This window comes from Bosea sp. (in: a-proteobacteria), assembly GCF_023953965.1.
Lineage (GTDB): Bacteria > Pseudomonadota > Alphaproteobacteria > Rhizobiales > Beijerinckiaceae > Allobosea.
The window spans coordinates 857,357-873,169 of the sequence record NZ_JAMLIX010000002.1 but is presented as its reverse complement, the minus strand read 5'-3'; the positions used below and the strand labels follow the sequence as shown (position 1 = coordinate 873,169).

10 protein-coding genes and 2 tRNA genes are annotated in these 15,813 nt (G+C 65.1%); 6 read left to right on the top strand and 6 right to left on the bottom strand.

The features are described 5' to 3' along the window. Positions 1-19: 19 nt before the first annotated feature. The 4 genes from M9917_RS19250 to M9917_RS19235 all read right to left on the bottom strand — a co-directional run bounded on the left by M9917_RS19250 (position 20) and on the right by M9917_RS19235 (position 5,907). Positions 20-991 (bottom strand): ABC transporter ATP-binding protein, encoded by a 972-nt coding sequence (locus M9917_RS19250; protein ID WP_297256405.1) that lies wholly within the window; start codon positions 989-991, stop codon positions 20-22. Between the two features lie 160 nt (positions 992-1,151). Beyond that, complete coding sequence (locus M9917_RS19245) at positions 1,152-2,573, bottom strand: ABC transporter substrate-binding protein (protein ID WP_297256403.1); 1,422 nt, start codon at positions 2,571-2,573, stop codon at positions 1,152-1,154. Positions 2,574-2,885: 312 nt separating this feature from the next. After that, the gene (locus tag M9917_RS19240; protein ID WP_297256401.1) at positions 2,886-4,703 is read right to left on the bottom strand and encodes a CocE/NonD family hydrolase; all 1,818 of its coding nucleotides are present in this window, start codon (positions 4,701-4,703) and stop codon (positions 2,886-2,888) included. A 133-nt stretch (positions 4,704-4,836) separates the two neighbouring features. Further along, the gene (locus M9917_RS19235; protein WP_297256399.1) at positions 4,837-5,907 is read right to left on the bottom strand and encodes a mandelate racemase/muconate lactonizing enzyme family protein; all 1,071 of its coding nucleotides are present in this window, start codon (positions 5,905-5,907) and stop codon (positions 4,837-4,839) included. On the opposite strand from M9917_RS19235, the gene M9917_RS19230 reads away from it, so the two are divergent. The 6 genes from M9917_RS19230 (at position 5,833) to M9917_RS19205 (ending at position 12,224) form a co-directional block, all read left to right on the top strand. Continuing rightward, positions 5,833-7,995: a M28 family peptidase gene (locus M9917_RS19230; RefSeq protein ID WP_297256397.1), complete on the top strand. Its 2,163-nt coding sequence runs from the start codon at positions 5,833-5,835 to the stop codon at positions 7,993-7,995. The genes M9917_RS19235 and M9917_RS19230 overlap by 75 nt on opposite strands. A 118-nt stretch (positions 7,996-8,113) precedes the next feature. Further along, positions 8,114-8,812, top strand: coding sequence for a GntR family transcriptional regulator (locus tag M9917_RS19225; RefSeq protein WP_297256395.1), 699 nt, complete (start codon positions 8,114-8,116; stop codon positions 8,810-8,812). 157 nt (positions 8,813-8,969) lie between these two features. Next, entirely contained in the window at positions 8,970-9,971 is a 1,002-nt protein-coding gene (locus tag M9917_RS19220) for an NADPH:quinone reductase (RefSeq protein WP_297256393.1), read from the top strand. A 29-nt stretch (positions 9,972-10,000) separates the two neighbouring features. Next, positions 10,001-11,767 carry a M28 family peptidase gene (locus M9917_RS19215; protein ID WP_297256390.1) on the top strand — a complete coding sequence of 589 codons (1,767 nt, stop codon included), beginning with the start codon at positions 10,001-10,003 and terminating at the stop codon, positions 11,765-11,767. Positions 11,768-11,963: 196 nt separating this feature from the next. Continuing rightward, positions 11,964-12,040, top strand: a tRNA-Asp gene (locus M9917_RS19210). A gap of 108 nt (positions 12,041-12,148) precedes the next feature. Next, positions 12,149-12,224, top strand: a tRNA-Val gene (locus tag M9917_RS19205). Positions 12,225-12,341: 117 nt separating this feature from the next. Here M9917_RS19205 and M9917_RS19200 read toward each other — a convergent pair. Beyond that, positions 12,342-13,091, bottom strand: a complete 750-nt coding sequence (locus M9917_RS19200) for a hypothetical protein (protein ID WP_297256389.1) — start codon at positions 13,089-13,091, stop codon at positions 12,342-12,344. Positions 13,092-13,280: 189 nt separating this feature from the next. Further along, a complete protein-coding gene (lon, locus tag M9917_RS19195) occupies positions 13,281-15,707 on the bottom strand; it encodes an endopeptidase La (protein ID WP_297256386.1) in 2,427 nt (808 codons plus the stop codon). Positions 15,708-15,813 lie beyond the last annotated feature (106 nt).

Here is a 15,813-nt window from a genome sequence, read left to right as displayed (position 1 = left end):
GCTGCGGAGGTCTGCATGATCATAATGCGCCCTCGACGACCTTTGGTTTCTCAGCTCCTTCCGGCAGGCAGGCGACGTAATGACCCGGCTCGACTTCGATCATCTGCGGGATCTCGGGGCTGATCGATCCGTCCGGCAGGCGCCGCGTCGCGTAGCGATAGCCCCCGGGGGGCGGGACCTCGCGGGTCGCGCGACCGATCGGCTTGCCGCGGTCGGCGACGGAGGGCAGCGAGGCCAGAAGCGAGCAGGTATAGGGATGCACCGGGTTGCCGAACAGCATCTGCGCCGGCGCCATCTCGACGATCTGCCCCAGATACATCACCGCGATGCGGTCGCAGTTTTCGGCAGCGACCCCGAGATCATGCGTGATGAGGATCAAGGCCGATCCGAGATCGCGCCTCAAGTCGCGCAGCAGCCGCAGGATCTGCGCCTGAATCGAGACGTCGAGCGCCGAGGTCGGCTCGTCTGCGATGATGAGCTTCGATCCCCCGACGATGGCGACGGCGATCATCACACGCTGCGCCATGCCGCCGGACAATTCGAAGGAGTAGTTGCCCATGATGCGCGCGGGATCGGGCAGGCCGACTTTGGCCAGCGTCGCGATCCCGAGCTCTCTGGCCCTGGCGCGCGACACGCCCTGCGCCTGCATGGCGGCCTCGATGATCTGGCTGCCGATGGTCGAGACCGGATTCAAGGCCCGCTTGGCCTCCTGAAAGACCATCGAGATCTGCCGTCCGCGGATCTTGCGCCATTCCGTCTGGTCGAGCCCGACCAGCTCGCGTCCTTCAAGCTTGATCGAGCCCCCCTCGATCTGCCCGGGATGCGGCACGAGACCCATGATGGCGCGAGCCGTCATGCTCTTGCCGCTGCCCGTCTCGCCGACGATGCCGAGGCACTCTCCCGGTGCCAGATCGATATCGATCCCCTCCAGCGCACGCACCAGGCCCGTCTTGGTCGGAAAATGAAGGCGTAGCCCACGAATCTGCAGCAACGGCGCCGGCCCTGCGCTGTTCCCGGGGCTCTGGATGGACGTCACGCGGAGCACCTGCACAGTCTGGTTGAGCACATGGGGCATAAGGCTCGCGCCGCCGGACCAGAGGCCCGGCGGCGAAAGTTGTCCACGGGTGAAAGAACGACCCGTATCCGGCGCGTCATTTCTTCAGCGTAGCGGCGTTCAGATAGACCTGGTTCGCCGGGTTGCGGAAAACGCCCTTCACTTCGGCGCGCACGCCAAGGCTGTAGACCGGGTGGACGAGGAAGACCGCGGCGGCGTCATCGGCTATGATGTTCATCGCATCGGCATAAAGCTTCTGGCGTTCGGCATTGTCGTAAGTCGAGCGGGCCTTGTCCAAGAGCGCGTCGACCTTCGGGTTGTTGAGCCGCGACGCGTTGTCCTCACCGATGAACTGCGAGTGGAAGGTCGGGAAGATCACGCCCTCGGGATCGACGGTCGACGCCGTCCAGCCGCCGACCGTGATGCCGAAATCGCCGGCGCGACGGCGCGTGATCCAGTCGGACCAGGTCGCCATCGAGACCGTCGCCTTGATGCCCACGGCCTTGAGATCCGCCTGGATGATGGCAACGCCATCGGTGGGCGACGGGAAGTACGGACGCGGATTGGCGAAGGACATGAACTGCAGCTCGAAGCCATCCGGATAGCCGGCCTCGGCCAGGAGGGCCTTGGCGCCCTTCGGATCGAAGTCGTATTTGGGCAGGTTCGTCGAATGCCCGAGCTCGCCGGGAGGCATGGCCTGCTGGCTGATTTCGCCCAGGCCGAAGAACGAGACCTTGAAGACCCGCTCCCGGTTGATCGCCTTCTGGATGGCCTTGCGGACACGGATGTCCTTCAGCGGGCCTTTCTCGACATTCAGCCAGATTCCGGAGAAACCGACGGCGCCGATCGTCTGGATGTCGAGGGCCGGGTCGGCCTTCAGATCGTTGATCCGGTTGAACGGCACGTCGTCGGTCAGCTGGATCTCACCCTTCTGCAGCGCCAGCAGGCGCACGTCGTTCTCCGGAATGACACGCAGGACCACGCGCTCGACCTTGGGCACCTCGCCCCAATACTCGGCGTTCCGGGTGAGCTCGATCAGGTTGTTCTTTTCCCAGCGCACGAACTTGAAGGGACCGGTGCCCACCGGCCGATCGACGAGCCCGTCCGGCTTTCCGGCGATCGACTTCGGGCTGACGATGTAGGCGGGGTAGATGGCGAGGTTATAGAGCAGCGCCGGCTGCGGCAGCGAGAAGTGCAGCTTGACGGTGTGATCGTCGACCACCTCGACCGATTTCATCGCCCCGAGCTTGCCGTCCCAGCGGACGAAACGCCGCGAGTAGGACGGGTGGTCCTTGATGAACTGGCGCTCGAACGAGACCTTCACGGCCTCGGCCGTGAACGGCGTCCCGTCGTGGAACTTCACGCCATTGCGCAGCTTGAAGGTCCAGATCAGGCCGTTTTCCGAGCGCTCCCATGACTCGGCCAGGGCCGGAGCGATCTTGGTGGTCGGCCCATCGAAGCGGACGAGGCCGTCGAACACCCAGTCCGCGACCTTGAAGTCCTCGCTCGAGGTGGCCATGGCGGGGTCTAGCGAAAGCGAGTCCGTGCCACGACCATAGACCAGAGTTTGCGCCCAGGCGGCAGGTGCCGCGCTGAACACCGCCAACGCCGCGGCAAATAGCCCGGCAACAGCAGTTCTGCTCAGCAACATCGATGTCTCCCTTACTTAAAGTCCTGATGGAAAGGTACGAACTTCAGGCTACCGTGCCCAGCCAGATGCCCCTCACCTGACCAGAAAGCCGCAGCTTTATGTATTTATTTGTATACGGTTGCATCGGCATCGGATACTGTCAAACAAAATTGGCTGAACCCAGCTCCTTTTGCATCATCGTCAGGATGAAGCATTGGGCACGACCGGTAGCCGCAGCGAGCTGGGCCGCGAGGCGTCGAGATACACTGTATTGACGGCTACGCGTTTCCGGCGCGCCTCTCCCTCGGGCTCGCCGGTGTTGGGATTGACGTCGAACTTGGGAAAGTTCGACGAGGATACGTCGACCCGGATGCGGTGGCCGGCCCGGAACAGGTTCGCCGTCGGCAGCAGCGTGACCTCGATCCGCGTCACCTCGCCTGGCTTGCGCAGGCGCGGCTTCTCCGGGTCCTCGGCATAGCGAAGCCGCATGATCCCGTCCGTCAGCCACACGGCATAGCCATGGGGATAGTCCTGGCTGGCAGGGTAGACATCCAGGAGCTTCACCGTGAAGTCGGTGTCGAGGCCGTCGGTTTCGACCCAGAGCTCGGCGGTGACCGGGCCGATGATCGTCACATCCTCCTTCAGCGGCTTCGACTGGAAGGCCAGCACGTCGCTGCGGGAGGCGAGAGGAATGTAAGGCGCCTGGCAGCCGAGCAGCTTCTCGGACTCGACCTGATCGTAAATCCCGCCCGGAACCACGATCGCTTCCCGATTCAGCGCATGGCCGATGGTCGGTACCGGCTTCGAGGGATCGAAATCATAGCTGAGCGACGCCGTCTCCTCGGCCTGGCGCTCAGTCGACAGGCTGCCGTCGGCGTGAAGGTGATAAGGCCGGAACGCGGTGTCCGGCGCGGGCCAATCGGCAAGGCTGCGCCAGTGGCCGCCATGCTCGAACCGGCCGTCGCCGTTGCGCCGCCCGCTGCCGCCGCCCATCACGAACACGCGCACCGGCGGCTCGTCGAAAGGCTTGCCTTTGACGACGTGCTCGAAGAAGCGCAGGCGATAGCTGCGCCAGTCGCCGCACCAGGAATCGATCGCGGCATCGGGCCCGAACTCGACATCGCCGAACGCCGTCACCGAGCGATCGCCATGGGTCCAGGGGCCGAGGATCAGGAAATGGCGGCCCTTGCCGGCCTTCTTGAGCCCCATGTAGTTCTCGGCCTGCCCCCAAGGATAGATGTCGAGCCAAGACGACATCTGGATGGTGGAGGTCGGTGCGTAGGTCTCGTAATAGCCCGCGGCCCACAGGCCCGGCTGGCGCCAGTAATCGCCGAAGGCCCCGTGGCGCCATTCGTCGAAGATGTAAGCCTCGTAGTCGGGATGATGGCGCAGCGGCGAGTGCCCGGGCTTCCACGGCAGGCGCTGGTACCAATCCCGCAGGTTCTCGGCCTCCAGGGCCGCCTTCATCACCGGGTCGGCCTTGGCTTCGGGCGACATGATGGCCTGAGCCAGCGCCCAGGTCACCTGCTTCAGCTCGAAGGCGCCGAAGCAGCGGGCACCGTTCTTCCACGCATTGGCGAAGCCGCCCGAATCCACCGCCTGGGCCACGACGCCGGGGGCATCGACGGAGCCCAGGGCCACTTGCGTGTGGCCGCCATAGGAGAGGCCGAGCGTACAGATCCGCCCGTCGCTCCAGCTTTGCCGGACGATCCAGGCGCAGGTGTCGTAGCCGTCATAGGCTTCGTGCACGTATTTCGTGAACCGCCCTTCGGAATCATACCGGCCGCGGACGTCCTGATAGACCATCCCATAGCCATGCTCGCCGTAGAAGGCGGCGATGGCGGCACGATCGCGTGCCTTGAACTCATCGCGTGTCAGTTCACTGCGGCTGGCGATCTTGCGACCATATGGCGTCCGCTCGAGAATGATCGGGAACGGTCCCTCCCCCTCCGGCAGATAGATGTCGGTCGCCAGCTTCACGCCGTCCCGCATCTCGATCATCACGGTCTCAAGTCGCATACGATACCCCTTCCACCGGCCTTGCAGCCTAGATCGTCGCGCGTCCTGCCGGACGCGGTCACGATGATCTATCTCATTGTTTTAGCATCTGATTTTTTTTGAAAAGCCGATTCCGCTCTTCGTATCCGATGCTCTAGGCGTGTTCCATGTCCATTGCGACGGCCACGCCCAGCCCCGCTTCCTCCGGGATCGAGGCAAGGCCGCGCTGCAGCACGAAACCTTCGGCCGGATTCCGCGCGAGACGGTCCGGCCAGTTGATCTCGGGCAGGGCGATCACCGGATGCGCGTGGATCAGATGGATCGCGGCCGCGGTGCCGATCGTGGTCGAGAGAGAGCCGATCTGGCAGACGACGCCCGCCGCCGCCGCGATGGCGGCGATCTGCGCGGCGGGATAGAGCCCGCCAGCCTTCGGCAGCTTGATGTTGATGTAATCGCAGGCGCCGGCCGCGATGGCGCGAAACGCGTCATCCGGTCCATGGATGGATTCGTCGAGCATGACCGGGATGCTCGAACGGCGCCTGAGATCCGCATGACCCGCGATATCGCCCGCGGCCAAAGGCTGCTCGACCACGAATACGTCGTGGCGCGCGGCCTTGTCGAGGAAGCGCAGGGCCTCGCCGGCGGTCCAGCCCTGATTGGCATCGATCTTCAGGCGGAAATCCGGTCCGTTCTCCTCGCGAATGGCGCGCAGCGCTGCAAGCTCCCGCTCCGCATCGCTCCCCACCTTGACCTTGATCGTCGTGTAGCCGGCCTCGATATTGCGCCGCGCCGCCGCAACCATATCCGGCACAGGCCCGGTGCCGATGGCGCGCGACGTCGCGACAGGCCCTCCGGGCACGCCGCCGAGCAACACCGAAACCGGCACGCCCAGGGCGCGCCCGAGCGCATCATGGGCGGCGATGTCGACTGCGGAGAAAGCGGCGCGGTTGCCATGGGGGAAGACCCGGCGCATCGCCTCGTGCAGGCCGCGCATGTCGCGAATGTCGTGGCCGATCAGCGCGGGCACGAGATGATCGCGCAGCGCGATCACCATCGTATCCGACGTCTCGCCGGTTATGAACGGCACGGAAGGCGCCTCTCCATAGCCGGTATGGCCGCCTTCGGTCACGAGCTTCAGGATGACGTAGGATTGGCGCGTGTCGCCTGCATGAAGCGAAGTCGTCAGAGGATCGCGCGAGACCGTGTCGTAAAGCCGGACGGTCATCGACGTTATTGCAAATTCCATCTGGACGCCCTCCTCGAGCCTTACCGCACCGTCAAACGCCGCTTGCGCCCCAGGAGCGAAGTCTGGCGTCAAGGCCGTTCCATTCCGGCAGTCAAGCGGCGGAGGCGGTCAGCTCTTCCACAGCGCGAAGGGCTGGAGGCGCCTCCAGCCCGCCGCCCGCCTCCCGGGCGCTACGGGCACGACATGGACTATGCCGCCGGAGAGCCATCCACCGGCCCGGCCGCCCAACTCAGCCACCTGCATCGGCCCTCGTCCTCGCTCTGCTTTGCCAAGCGGCGCAGAGTTGTATTGATCGAATGCATCTACATGTATACAAATAAATTCAATAGAGACTGTCAAGCCGCTACACTGCCTAGCAAGACGATGACAAAGGAAATCGCGATGCCTCAGACCTCGCCCGCCACGCTGGCTGCTCAAGTTGACGGCGCCGCTCTGATGAAGACGGTTCGCTCTCTGGCGAAATGGGTCAAGCTCTCGGGTACGCCGGAAGAGCGTGAAAGCTTCGACCACGTGCGCTCGGTGCTCGACAAGATGGGCTGGCGCACCGAGATGATCGTCCATGAGGCCTATATCAGCCTCCCCGGCCGGGCCCGTGTCGAGGTCGATGGCAAGGTTCTCGGCTGCATCACGCAGTCCCACTCGGCCCGGTCGCCCGCGACCGGAACCGCGGGAGAGCTCATCTATCTGGGCAATGGCAACGCCGAGGACTTCAAGGGCAAGGACGTCACCGGGAAAATCGTGGTGATCGAAGGCATCGCCAAGCCGCCGCAGGCCTGGCTGTCCTCACAGGCCGGCGCCGCGGGCCAGATTCATATCACGCCCGGCGACATGCTGCACGAGATGTGCATTTCGCCGGTCTGGGGCAGCCCGTCGGCGGAAACGATCGGCCTGATGCCGAGCACGGTGATCGTCACGGTCTCGGGCGCCGACGGAGAGATGCTGAAGCAGCGCATCGCGGCAGGCAAGACCGGCGGCGTCACGCTCTTCGCCGAGGTCGACACGAAATGGACCGAAACGCCGATTCTCGTCGCCGAGCTGGATGCGCCGAACGCGGCCCCCGACGACCCGTTCGTGATGTTCTCGGGCCATATCGATACCTGGTATCATGGGGTGATGGATAACGGCACCGCCAATGCCACCATCATCGAGGTCGCCCGCCTCGCGCAGGCGCATCGCGAGGAATGGAAACGCGGCCTGCGGCTGTGCTTCTGGTCGGGCCACTCGCATGGGCGCTATTCGGGTTCGGCCTGGTATGCGGATGCGAAATGGCGCGAGCTCGACAAGCGCTGCGTCGCCCATGTGAACGTCGACTCGACCGGCGGCAAGGGCGCCAATGTGCTGACCAACAGCGGTTCGAACGCCGAGCTGCGGGGCATCGCGACCGACGCGATCAAGGCCGAGGCGGGCCAGGACTACGCCGGCAAGAGGCTGGGCCGCCAGGGCGATGAATCCTTCTGGGGCGTCGGCATTCCGGCCATGTTCGGCAGCCTCAGCCACCATGCCCCTTCGCCGGGCGAAAAGGCCCATATGCATCTCGGCTGGTGGTGGCACACCGCCGAGGACACGCTCGACAAGATCGACGAGGCCAATCTCGTCCGCGACACCAAGGTCTTCGCCCATGTCGTCTGGCGCCTGCTGACCGATCCCCTGGTACCGCTGGACTATACGATTCACGCCGACGACCTCCTGGCCGAGCTCGACAAGCTCGGCGATGCGGTCGACCTGTCGGTGGTTCGGGCCGGAGCCATGAAGTTGCGCGAAAACATGGCGGCGCTGAAAGCCAAGGCCGCCGCGGCGGACGCAGCGGGCCTTGCCGCGATGAACGCCGCGATCCTCAAGGTCTCTCGCGCGCTCGTGCCGATGGATTCGACCAAGGGCGACCGCTTCGTGCACGACCCCGCGCTGCCGCAGCCGGGCTGGCCGGTTCTGCAAGCCGTCCGTGCGCTGGCCGGCCTTCCGAAAGGCTCGGATGGCTGGCAGTTCCAGAGGGTCAGCGCCATTCGCGGCGTCAACCGGATGGTTCACGCCCTCGACGCAGCCAACGAGGCGCTGGAGGCGCAGCTTTGATCCACGCGTCCGGCCTTTGTCGATAAGGCTGTTTTGGAGACGTCAAGTCACCGTGTACAAGTGCTCCTAACCCATTCAGAGAAGACCGGTTAGGTCAGACCAGGGAGACTTGCATATAATGGCGGGACGCGCGGCACGTTCGAACACCACAGGCCAATCCCGCTCGGATTACGTCTATGGCCAGATCCGCGCCGGTCTTCGGCGCGGGGACATAAAGCCCGGGCAGCGGCTGCTGGAGGCCGATCTCGCCCAGCAACTCAACGTGAGCCGGACGCCGATCCGCGATGCCATCCGTCGCCTGATCTCGGAAGGACTTGTCACCATCGCGCCATCGCGCGGCGTGATGGTGATCGAGCTCAGCAAGCAGCAGGTCCGTGAGATCTACGCCCTGCGCGAAGTCCTGGAAGGGGCCGCCGCCCGGCTTGCCGCGCAATTCGCGACGAAGGAAGAGCTCGCCATCCTGCGCCAGGCGCTGGAATCCTCGGCCAACATCGTCGAGCCTGCCCGCTACGCCGATTTCAACACAGTGTTCCATCAGGCGATCCACGACGCGGCGCATAACCAGTATCTCGCCCTGGCGCTGAACCAGCTCGCGAACTCGCTCGCCCTCCTGCCGGGCACGACGTTCCAGGCACCCGGTCGCCTTCCGGTCGCGAAGCAGGAGCATATGGCGATGCTGGAGGCGATCGAGAGCCGCGACCAGGATCTGGCCGAGCTGCTCGCCCGCAAGCACATCCGCCAGGCCCATATGACGCGCGCGAACATGATGTTCGCCTCATCCTGGCAGGACAGCCGGACAGCCGCCGCCGACAACTGAGCCGCTCCCGCCAGCGGCCGATCGTTCCGCAGCGCGACAGTTTCCTGAAAGTACCAGAAAGAGATTGCCGGCGCAGGCGCTTCATGAGTATTGTCCGTATACATTTGTATTCATCTGCGAGTGCAGCAGACGGGCAGATCTCCAGAGGGACGATGAGATGAAGGCGGCCTGGTATGAGCGCAACGGCCCTGCGCGCGAGGTCATGATCGTGGGCGAGATGGCGATACCGGAGCCCGGCCCCAACCAGGTGCTCGTCCGCGTTCATGCCTCCGGGGCCAACCCGCATGACGTCAAGGCGCGCTCCGGCTGGACCGGAAACCCCCTCTACGCCGAGAAGGTCGTGCCCCATGCCGATGGCGCCGGCTTCATCGAGAAGGTCGGCCCCGGCGTTCCCGCCTCGCGGCTGGGCCAGCGCGTCTGGACCTTCCGCGCCGACGCCGCCCGCCCCGGCGGCGGCACGGCTGCCGAATTCGCGGTGGTGAACGCCGCCCATGCGGTGCCGCTTCCGGACAACGTCCCGCTCAGCACCGGCGCCTCGCTGGGCGTTCCCGCCATCACCGCCCATACGGCCGTGCTGCGCGACGGCACCGTCGCCGGCCAGTGGGTCCTGGTGCATGCGGGCGCGGGCGCGGTCGGCCAGTTCGCGATCCAGTTCGCCCGCTGGAGCGGCGCGCGCGTGATCGCATCGGCCAGCACCCCCGAGAAGGCCGGCATCGCGCGCGCATGCGGCGCCGACGAGGTCCTGGATTACCGCGATCCGGATTTCGTCGCGAAGGTGCGCGATCTCACCGGCGGCCTGGGCGTGGATCGGATCGTCGAGGTCGATCTGGGCGAGAACCTCGCCGCGGATATCGGCGCGATCCGCATGAACGGAATCATCGCCAGCTATTCGTCCACCCGCGTTCCCAAGCCCGTGGTGGACTATTACGCCGTCGCCGCCAAGGGCGTGACGCTCCACACCGTGCAGGGCCGGCACCTGTCCGAGGAGCGCCGCGCCGCCGCAGTGCGCGATATTTCCGCCCTGCTGTCGCGCGATCTCCTGAAGGCTCCCGAACCCGCCATATTCGCCTTCGACGATGTCGCCGCAGCCCACGAGATGATCGAGGCCGGCGCCGGCATCCGCAAGGTGATGCTCGCCGTGCGCTCGCTCGATGCGTGATCTCCCGCCCGCACTACAGGAGCGATACCATGAACAAGACCCTCCAGGCCTCCGCGCGCGATCTGGTCTCGCCTGAAGCCCTGACCGAGACCGTGGCCTATCTCTGCTCGCTCGGAGAGAAGGTCTCAGGCTCGGCGGAAGAAGAAAAGGCTTGCGACTACATTACCGGCAAGCTGCGCGAATATGGCTATGAGCCGGTCGTGCACCGGTTCGATTCCTACCTGTCCTATCCGCGCTCGGCCGCGCTGCGGGTCGGCGGCTCCGCCGGCTACGACATACCCTGCGTCGGCGTCGCCTTCGGCTCGTCCACCCCGGAAGGCGGCTTCACGGCCGAGGTCGTCCTCGTCGGATCGGGCACGGAAGCCGAATACGAAGGTAAGGACGTCGCCGGCAAGATCGTGCTCGTCACCAAGCTGCCCTCGCCCGGCAATTCGGTCGTCGCCGCCGCCAGGGGCGCCAAGGGCATGATCTGCATGTCCGCCGGCAAGCAGCGCCACAAGATGACGATCACGCCGGTCTGGGGCACGCCTGAATTCGACCAGACCAGGGATATTCCGCGCCTGTACCTGGTCTCGATCAGCAAGACCGATGGCGACCGCATCCTCGCCGACCTCGCCAAGGGCCGGGTCGAGGCCACCATCGTCACCGACGTCTTCGAAGGCTGGCGCAGCGTTCGCCTGCCGGTCGCGGAGATCAAGGGCGAGGAGCCGCTGTTCTCGCTGGTCGGCGCGCATTACTGCTCGTGGTTCGACGGCTCGACCGACAACATCACGGGCGATGCCTGCGTACTGGAGCTCGCGCGCGTCCTCAAGCAATTCGAGGGCAAGCTTCGGCACGGGCTGCGTTTCGCCTGGTGGCCGGGGCATTCCCATGGCCGCTATTCTGGCTCGACCTGGTATGCCGACACGTTCTTCCATGACCTGCATGAGAACGCGATCACCTATTTCAATATCGACAGCCCCGGCGTGAAGGGCGCGACCGTCTACGTGCCGCGCCACCAGATGGCGGAACTCTCGGCCTATAACGAGGGCACCACCAAGGACGTCACCGGCTGGACCACCCTCAACTCCTCGAATGCCCAGCTCGCGCTCGGCAAGCGCAAGGACAAATACGTCAGCCCGACCCGCCCCTCGCGCGCGGGCGATCAGTCCTTCTGGGGCGTCGGCGTCACGTCGCTGGCGGTCTATTCGATGCTGACCCCCGAGGACGAGAACCGCGACCTGAACGTCGGCGGCTCCGGCGGAGCCTGGTGGTGGCATTCCGAGCACGAGACCTTCGACAAATATTCGCCGGAGGTGCTCAGCCAGGATGCCAGGCTCTATGCGACGATCCTCATGGGTCTCTCGAGCGCCGATATCCTGCCTTTCGAGCCGGCCGCGATCACGGGCGACTACCTCGACAGCCTGCGGGAGTTCGAGGAGGCGGCGGGAAAGCATCTGCCGATCGCCGAACTCGCCGAAGAGACCCGCTCGTTGAAGGCAAGGCTCGAGGCGCTGCATGCCGGCGCCCGCGCCGACGCTGCCGACAACAGCAAAAGCGCGCGCACGAACCGCCTCTTCCTGCGGATTTCCCGCCTCCTGAACCCGGTGCTGTACCAGGCCGGATCCGATTTCCACCACGACCCGGCGCTGGGCAGCCGTGCCCTGCCCTCGCTGGGCCCGGCCCTCACGCTCGGCAAGCTTTCGCCCGAAAGCGACGCCTACCGGTTCGCGCGCGTCGGCCTGCTTCGCCGCATGAACCGGATCCGCCATCAGCTGCGCGAAACCAGCCGCCTGCTGACGGAAAACGGATATTGATTCGACCTGCGGCCCTGCACTTCCGCAGGGCCGCGGATGCCTCGCCGGATGCCGGGGCAAAAGCCGGACCGCTCATCGGCGCCGGGCCGGAGATAATTGTCCCCAGATGCGGATTTGCCGGCACCCTGCGCTTGACACTTCCGGCCCGGAGCAATACTCACCACACCGCTGATGGCGCATGCCTCGGCCGCCCAGCGCGGGCGTAGCTCAGTTGGTTAGAGTGCCGGCCTGTCACGCCGGAGGTCGCGGGTTCGAGCCCCGTCGCCCGCGCCATTAAATCAAAGACTTATGATCGCCATGCGTCCTACCGGACGCTAAAGCGCACGGGCCCGCTCCACGGCGCTTGCGATACGGCGGCCGAAGCCTTAAACGCGACCGCCAGGGCGGTTAGCTCAGTCGGTAGAGCATCTCGTTTACACCGAGAGGGTCGGCGGTTCGAGCCCGTCACCGCCCACCATCGCCATCCTGGTGGCGTGTTTCGCCTTTTTTTCTCCCGCTAGGCGCATCCGACGCACGATGCCGTCGTCGCGCCCGCATCATGCCAGCGACATGCAAGGCGCTCACCGAAAGGCTTTCAGCTGTTTGAAAGCTCCGGCACCGTTGCTTCCAGGCTCTCCAGTACAAAGCTGCGAAAGCCGTCCCGAGCCGCTGGACCGAGCGTTCCGTTCGCTGTCGGCCACCATGTCTTGTCAACCTCTCGGCCGGGCACGAGCCTCCGGCCCAGGAAATTCTTTTCGCCGGTCAAGGCCTGATGCTTTTCCAGCAAGGCGAAGTTCTGCCCATCGTAGACATTCAGCGAAAATGCTGCCGAAGCATAATACTGATTGCCCTGGAAACTTAATCCAAGACCGTCGACGCGCTGTCCCGTCTTCAACGCCATTCTTATTTTCATGACGACGATGTAACGATCACATCTGGGGGCCGTTATAACCTTGGCAAGAATGGCCCTGGCCTCCTCAGCGGGGTCGGAGAACGGACGGTAGCCCTCTTCGAGGACGGCAAACGATCCCTGGGGAACACTGATGCGTTTTAGATTTGAGCGCCTGCCAAGAACGGAAGAGATCTTGCTGAACACCAGGTCATCGATTCGCCAAGCGTCTATCGGAACCTTGAAGTTCTCGTTGTTGAAAACCGTGAAGCCGGTCTTCGCCACGGCGACGGTGTCGCCGATCGCCGAGATGATGCCGACGCACTTGCCGGTATCCTTCCTCGGTGCGATCGATTGCCCGGAAGCGGGACCCGCGTAGACGGGAGCGCATGCAAGCGCGACGACGGCGCAACGCCGAACAAGTCCGGCGATGACGGCAACTGTTTTGAGCGGCACGGAAATCCTCCAGTCCGGTTGCGATTATCGAACCTGCTATCGCAGTGTCAATTCAACCAGGCTCGACGGGCATCGGCTTTTCGGCCCGGGCGATCGTTCGTGCCGCCGGGAGAATCGGCGAGACGCCGCCCAAAACAAAACCGCCGGCGCTTGCGCGCCGGCGGCTCGTTCTTCGAAAGCCCGTAAAGCTCAGTGGGCGACGACGCCCGCCGCCTCGTCGTCCGTGCCCTTGGGCGGCACGGCCTTGAGATCCTCTTCCCAGACGATCGGAACCGGCTGGCGGGTCAGCGCATGCTGGAGCACCTGCTCCATCCGCGCCACGGGGACGATCTCCAGCCCCTCGCGGACGGATTTCGGCAGGTCGATCAGGTCCTTGGCGTTCTCCTCGGGGATCAGCACCTTCTTGATGCCGCCCCTGAGCGCCGCCAAGAGCTTCTCCTTCAGGCCGCCGATCGGCAGCACCCTGCCCCTGAGCGTGACCTCGCCGGTCATGGCGACGTCGCGGTTGGTCGGGATGCCGGTCAGCACGGAGACGATCGCCGTCGCCATCGCGATGCCGGCCGAGGGGCCGTCCTTCGGGGTCGCCCCTTCCGGAACGTGGACGTGGATGTCGCGCCGGTCGAAGAGCGGCGGCTCGATGCCGAAATCGATGGCCCGCGAGCGGACATAGGACGCCGCCGCCGAGATCGATTCCTTCATCACGTCCCTGAGGTTGCCGGTGACGGTCATGCGGCCCTTGCCGGGCACCATGACGCCCTCGATCGTCAGCAATTCGCCGCCGACCTCGGTCCAGGCCAGCCCGGTGACGACACCGACCTGATCCTCCGTCTCCGCCATGCCGTAGCGATAGCGCGGCGGGCCGAGATATTCCTCCAGCAGCTTCTCGTCGACGACGACCTTGTCCTTCTTGCCGAGCACGATGTCCTTCACGCCCTTGCGGACCGTGTTGGAAAGCTCGCGCTCGAGGTTGCGCACGCCGGCCTCGCGGGTGTAGCGGCGTACCAGCATCTGCAAGGCGCCGTCGGTGATCGACCACTCCTTGCCGTCGAGCCCGTGCTTCTTGATCGCGTTGGGGATCAGGTGCTTGCGCGCGATCTCGACCTTCTCTTCCTCCGTGTAGCCGGCGATGCGGATCACCTCCATCCGGTCCAGCAGGGCCGGCGGGATGTTCAGCGTGTTCGCCGTCGTCACGAACATCACGTTCGACAGGTCGTAATCGACCTCGAGGTAATGGTCGTTGAAGGTCGCGTTCTGCTCGGGGTCGAGCACCTCGAGCAGGGCCGCCGAAGGATCGCCGCGGAAGTCCTGGCCCATCTTGTCGATCTCGTCGAGCAGGATGAGGGGGTTGGCGGTCTTGGCCTTCTTCATCGACTGGATGATCTTGCCGGGCATCGAGCCGATATAGGTGCGCCGGTGGCCGCGGATCTCGGCCTCGTCACGCACGCCGCCGAGCGACATGCGCACGAATTCGCGCCCCGTCGCCTTGGCGATCGACTTGCCGAGCGAGGTCTTGCCGACGCCGGGCGGGCCGACGAGGCACAGGATCGGGCCGGCGAGCTTGTTGGTGCGCTGCTGCACGGCGAGATATTCGACGATGCGGTCCTTGACCTTGTCGAGGCCGAAATGATCGTCGTCGAGCACCTGCTGGGCGGCGTTGAGGTCCTTCTTGATCTTCGACTTCTTGCCCCAGGGAATGCCGAGCATCCAGTCGAGATAGTTGCGCACCACGGTCGCCTCGGCCGACATCGGCGACATCTGGCGCAGCTTCTTCAGCTCGGCCGTCGCCTTGTCGCGGGCTTCCTTGGTGAGCTTGGTGCGGGCGATGCGCTCCTCCAGCTCGGCCAGCTCGTCGCGGCCTTCCTCGCCGTCGCCGAGCTCCTTCTGGATCGCCTTCATCTGCTCGTTGAGGTAGTACTCGCGCTGGGTCTTCTCCATCTGGCGCTTGACGCGCGAGCGGATGCGCTTCTCGACCTGGAGCACGGACATCTCGCTTTCCATCAGCGAGAGCACCTTCTCCAGGCGATGGGCGACGTTGACGATCTCCAGCACGCCCTGCCGGTCGGCGATCTTGACCGCCAGATGCGAGGCGACGGTGTCGGCGAGCTTGGCCGGCTCGTCGATCTGCGAGACCGCGGCGACGATCTCGCCCGAGATCTTCTTGTTGAGCTTCACATAGCTCTCGAACTCGCTGACCACCGAACGGGCCAGCGCCTCGACCTCGACCTTCTTGCCCTCCTCCTCGGCGAGGCCGGTGGCCTCGGCCTCATAGAAGGAATCGCTGGCCGAATAGGACAGCGCCCTGGCGCGGCCGACGCCCTCGACCAGCACCTTCACGGTGGAATCGGGCAGCTTCAGCAGTTGCAGCACGCGCGCGAGCGTGCCGATCTCGTAGATCTCGTTGGGCTGCGGGTCATCGTCGCCGGCGTTCTTCTGGGTCGCCAGCAGGATGAGCCCGTCCGTCTTCACCACCTCCTCGAGCGCGCGAATCGACTTCTCGCGCCCGACGAAGAGCGGGACGATCATATGCGGGAAGACGACGATGTCGCGCAAAGGCAGAACCGGGTAGGTGCCGGTCTCGCCGGTGACGAAGGGGGCGCGTGGCGTCGAGCCAGTCATGGCAGTTCCTTTGCAGTTGCGCCCGGCGCGCCCCCGAAATGGGCGGTGCGATCGGACGAGCGGCCGAGGCAACCATTCGCCTCTCCGCCCCCGCGCGCCGCACCCT

Coding starts and splice junctions, on each gene's coding strand:
- M9917_RS19245 (WP_297256403.1), bottom strand. CDS start 2,573: ATGGCCACCTCGAGCGAGGACTTCAAGGTCGCGGACTGGGTGTTCGAC.
- M9917_RS19240 (WP_297256401.1), bottom strand. CDS start 4,703: ATGCGACTTGAGACCGTGATGATCGAGATGCGGGACGGCGTGAAGCTG.
- M9917_RS19235 (WP_297256399.1), bottom strand. CDS start 5,907: ATGACCGTCCGGCTTTACGACACGGTCTCGCGCGATCCTCTGACGACT.
- M9917_RS19225 (WP_297256395.1), top strand. CDS start 8,114: ATGGCGGGACGCGCGGCACGTTCGAACACCACAGGCCAATCCCGCTCG.
- M9917_RS19220 (WP_297256393.1), top strand. CDS start 8,970: ATGAAGGCGGCCTGGTATGAGCGCAACGGCCCTGCGCGCGAGGTCATG.
- M9917_RS19215 (WP_297256390.1), top strand. CDS start 10,001: ATGAACAAGACCCTCCAGGCCTCCGCGCGCGATCTGGTCTCGCCTGAA.
- lon (WP_297256386.1), bottom strand. CDS start 15,707: ATGACTGGCTCGACGCCACGCGCCCCCTTCGTCACCGGCGAGACCGGC.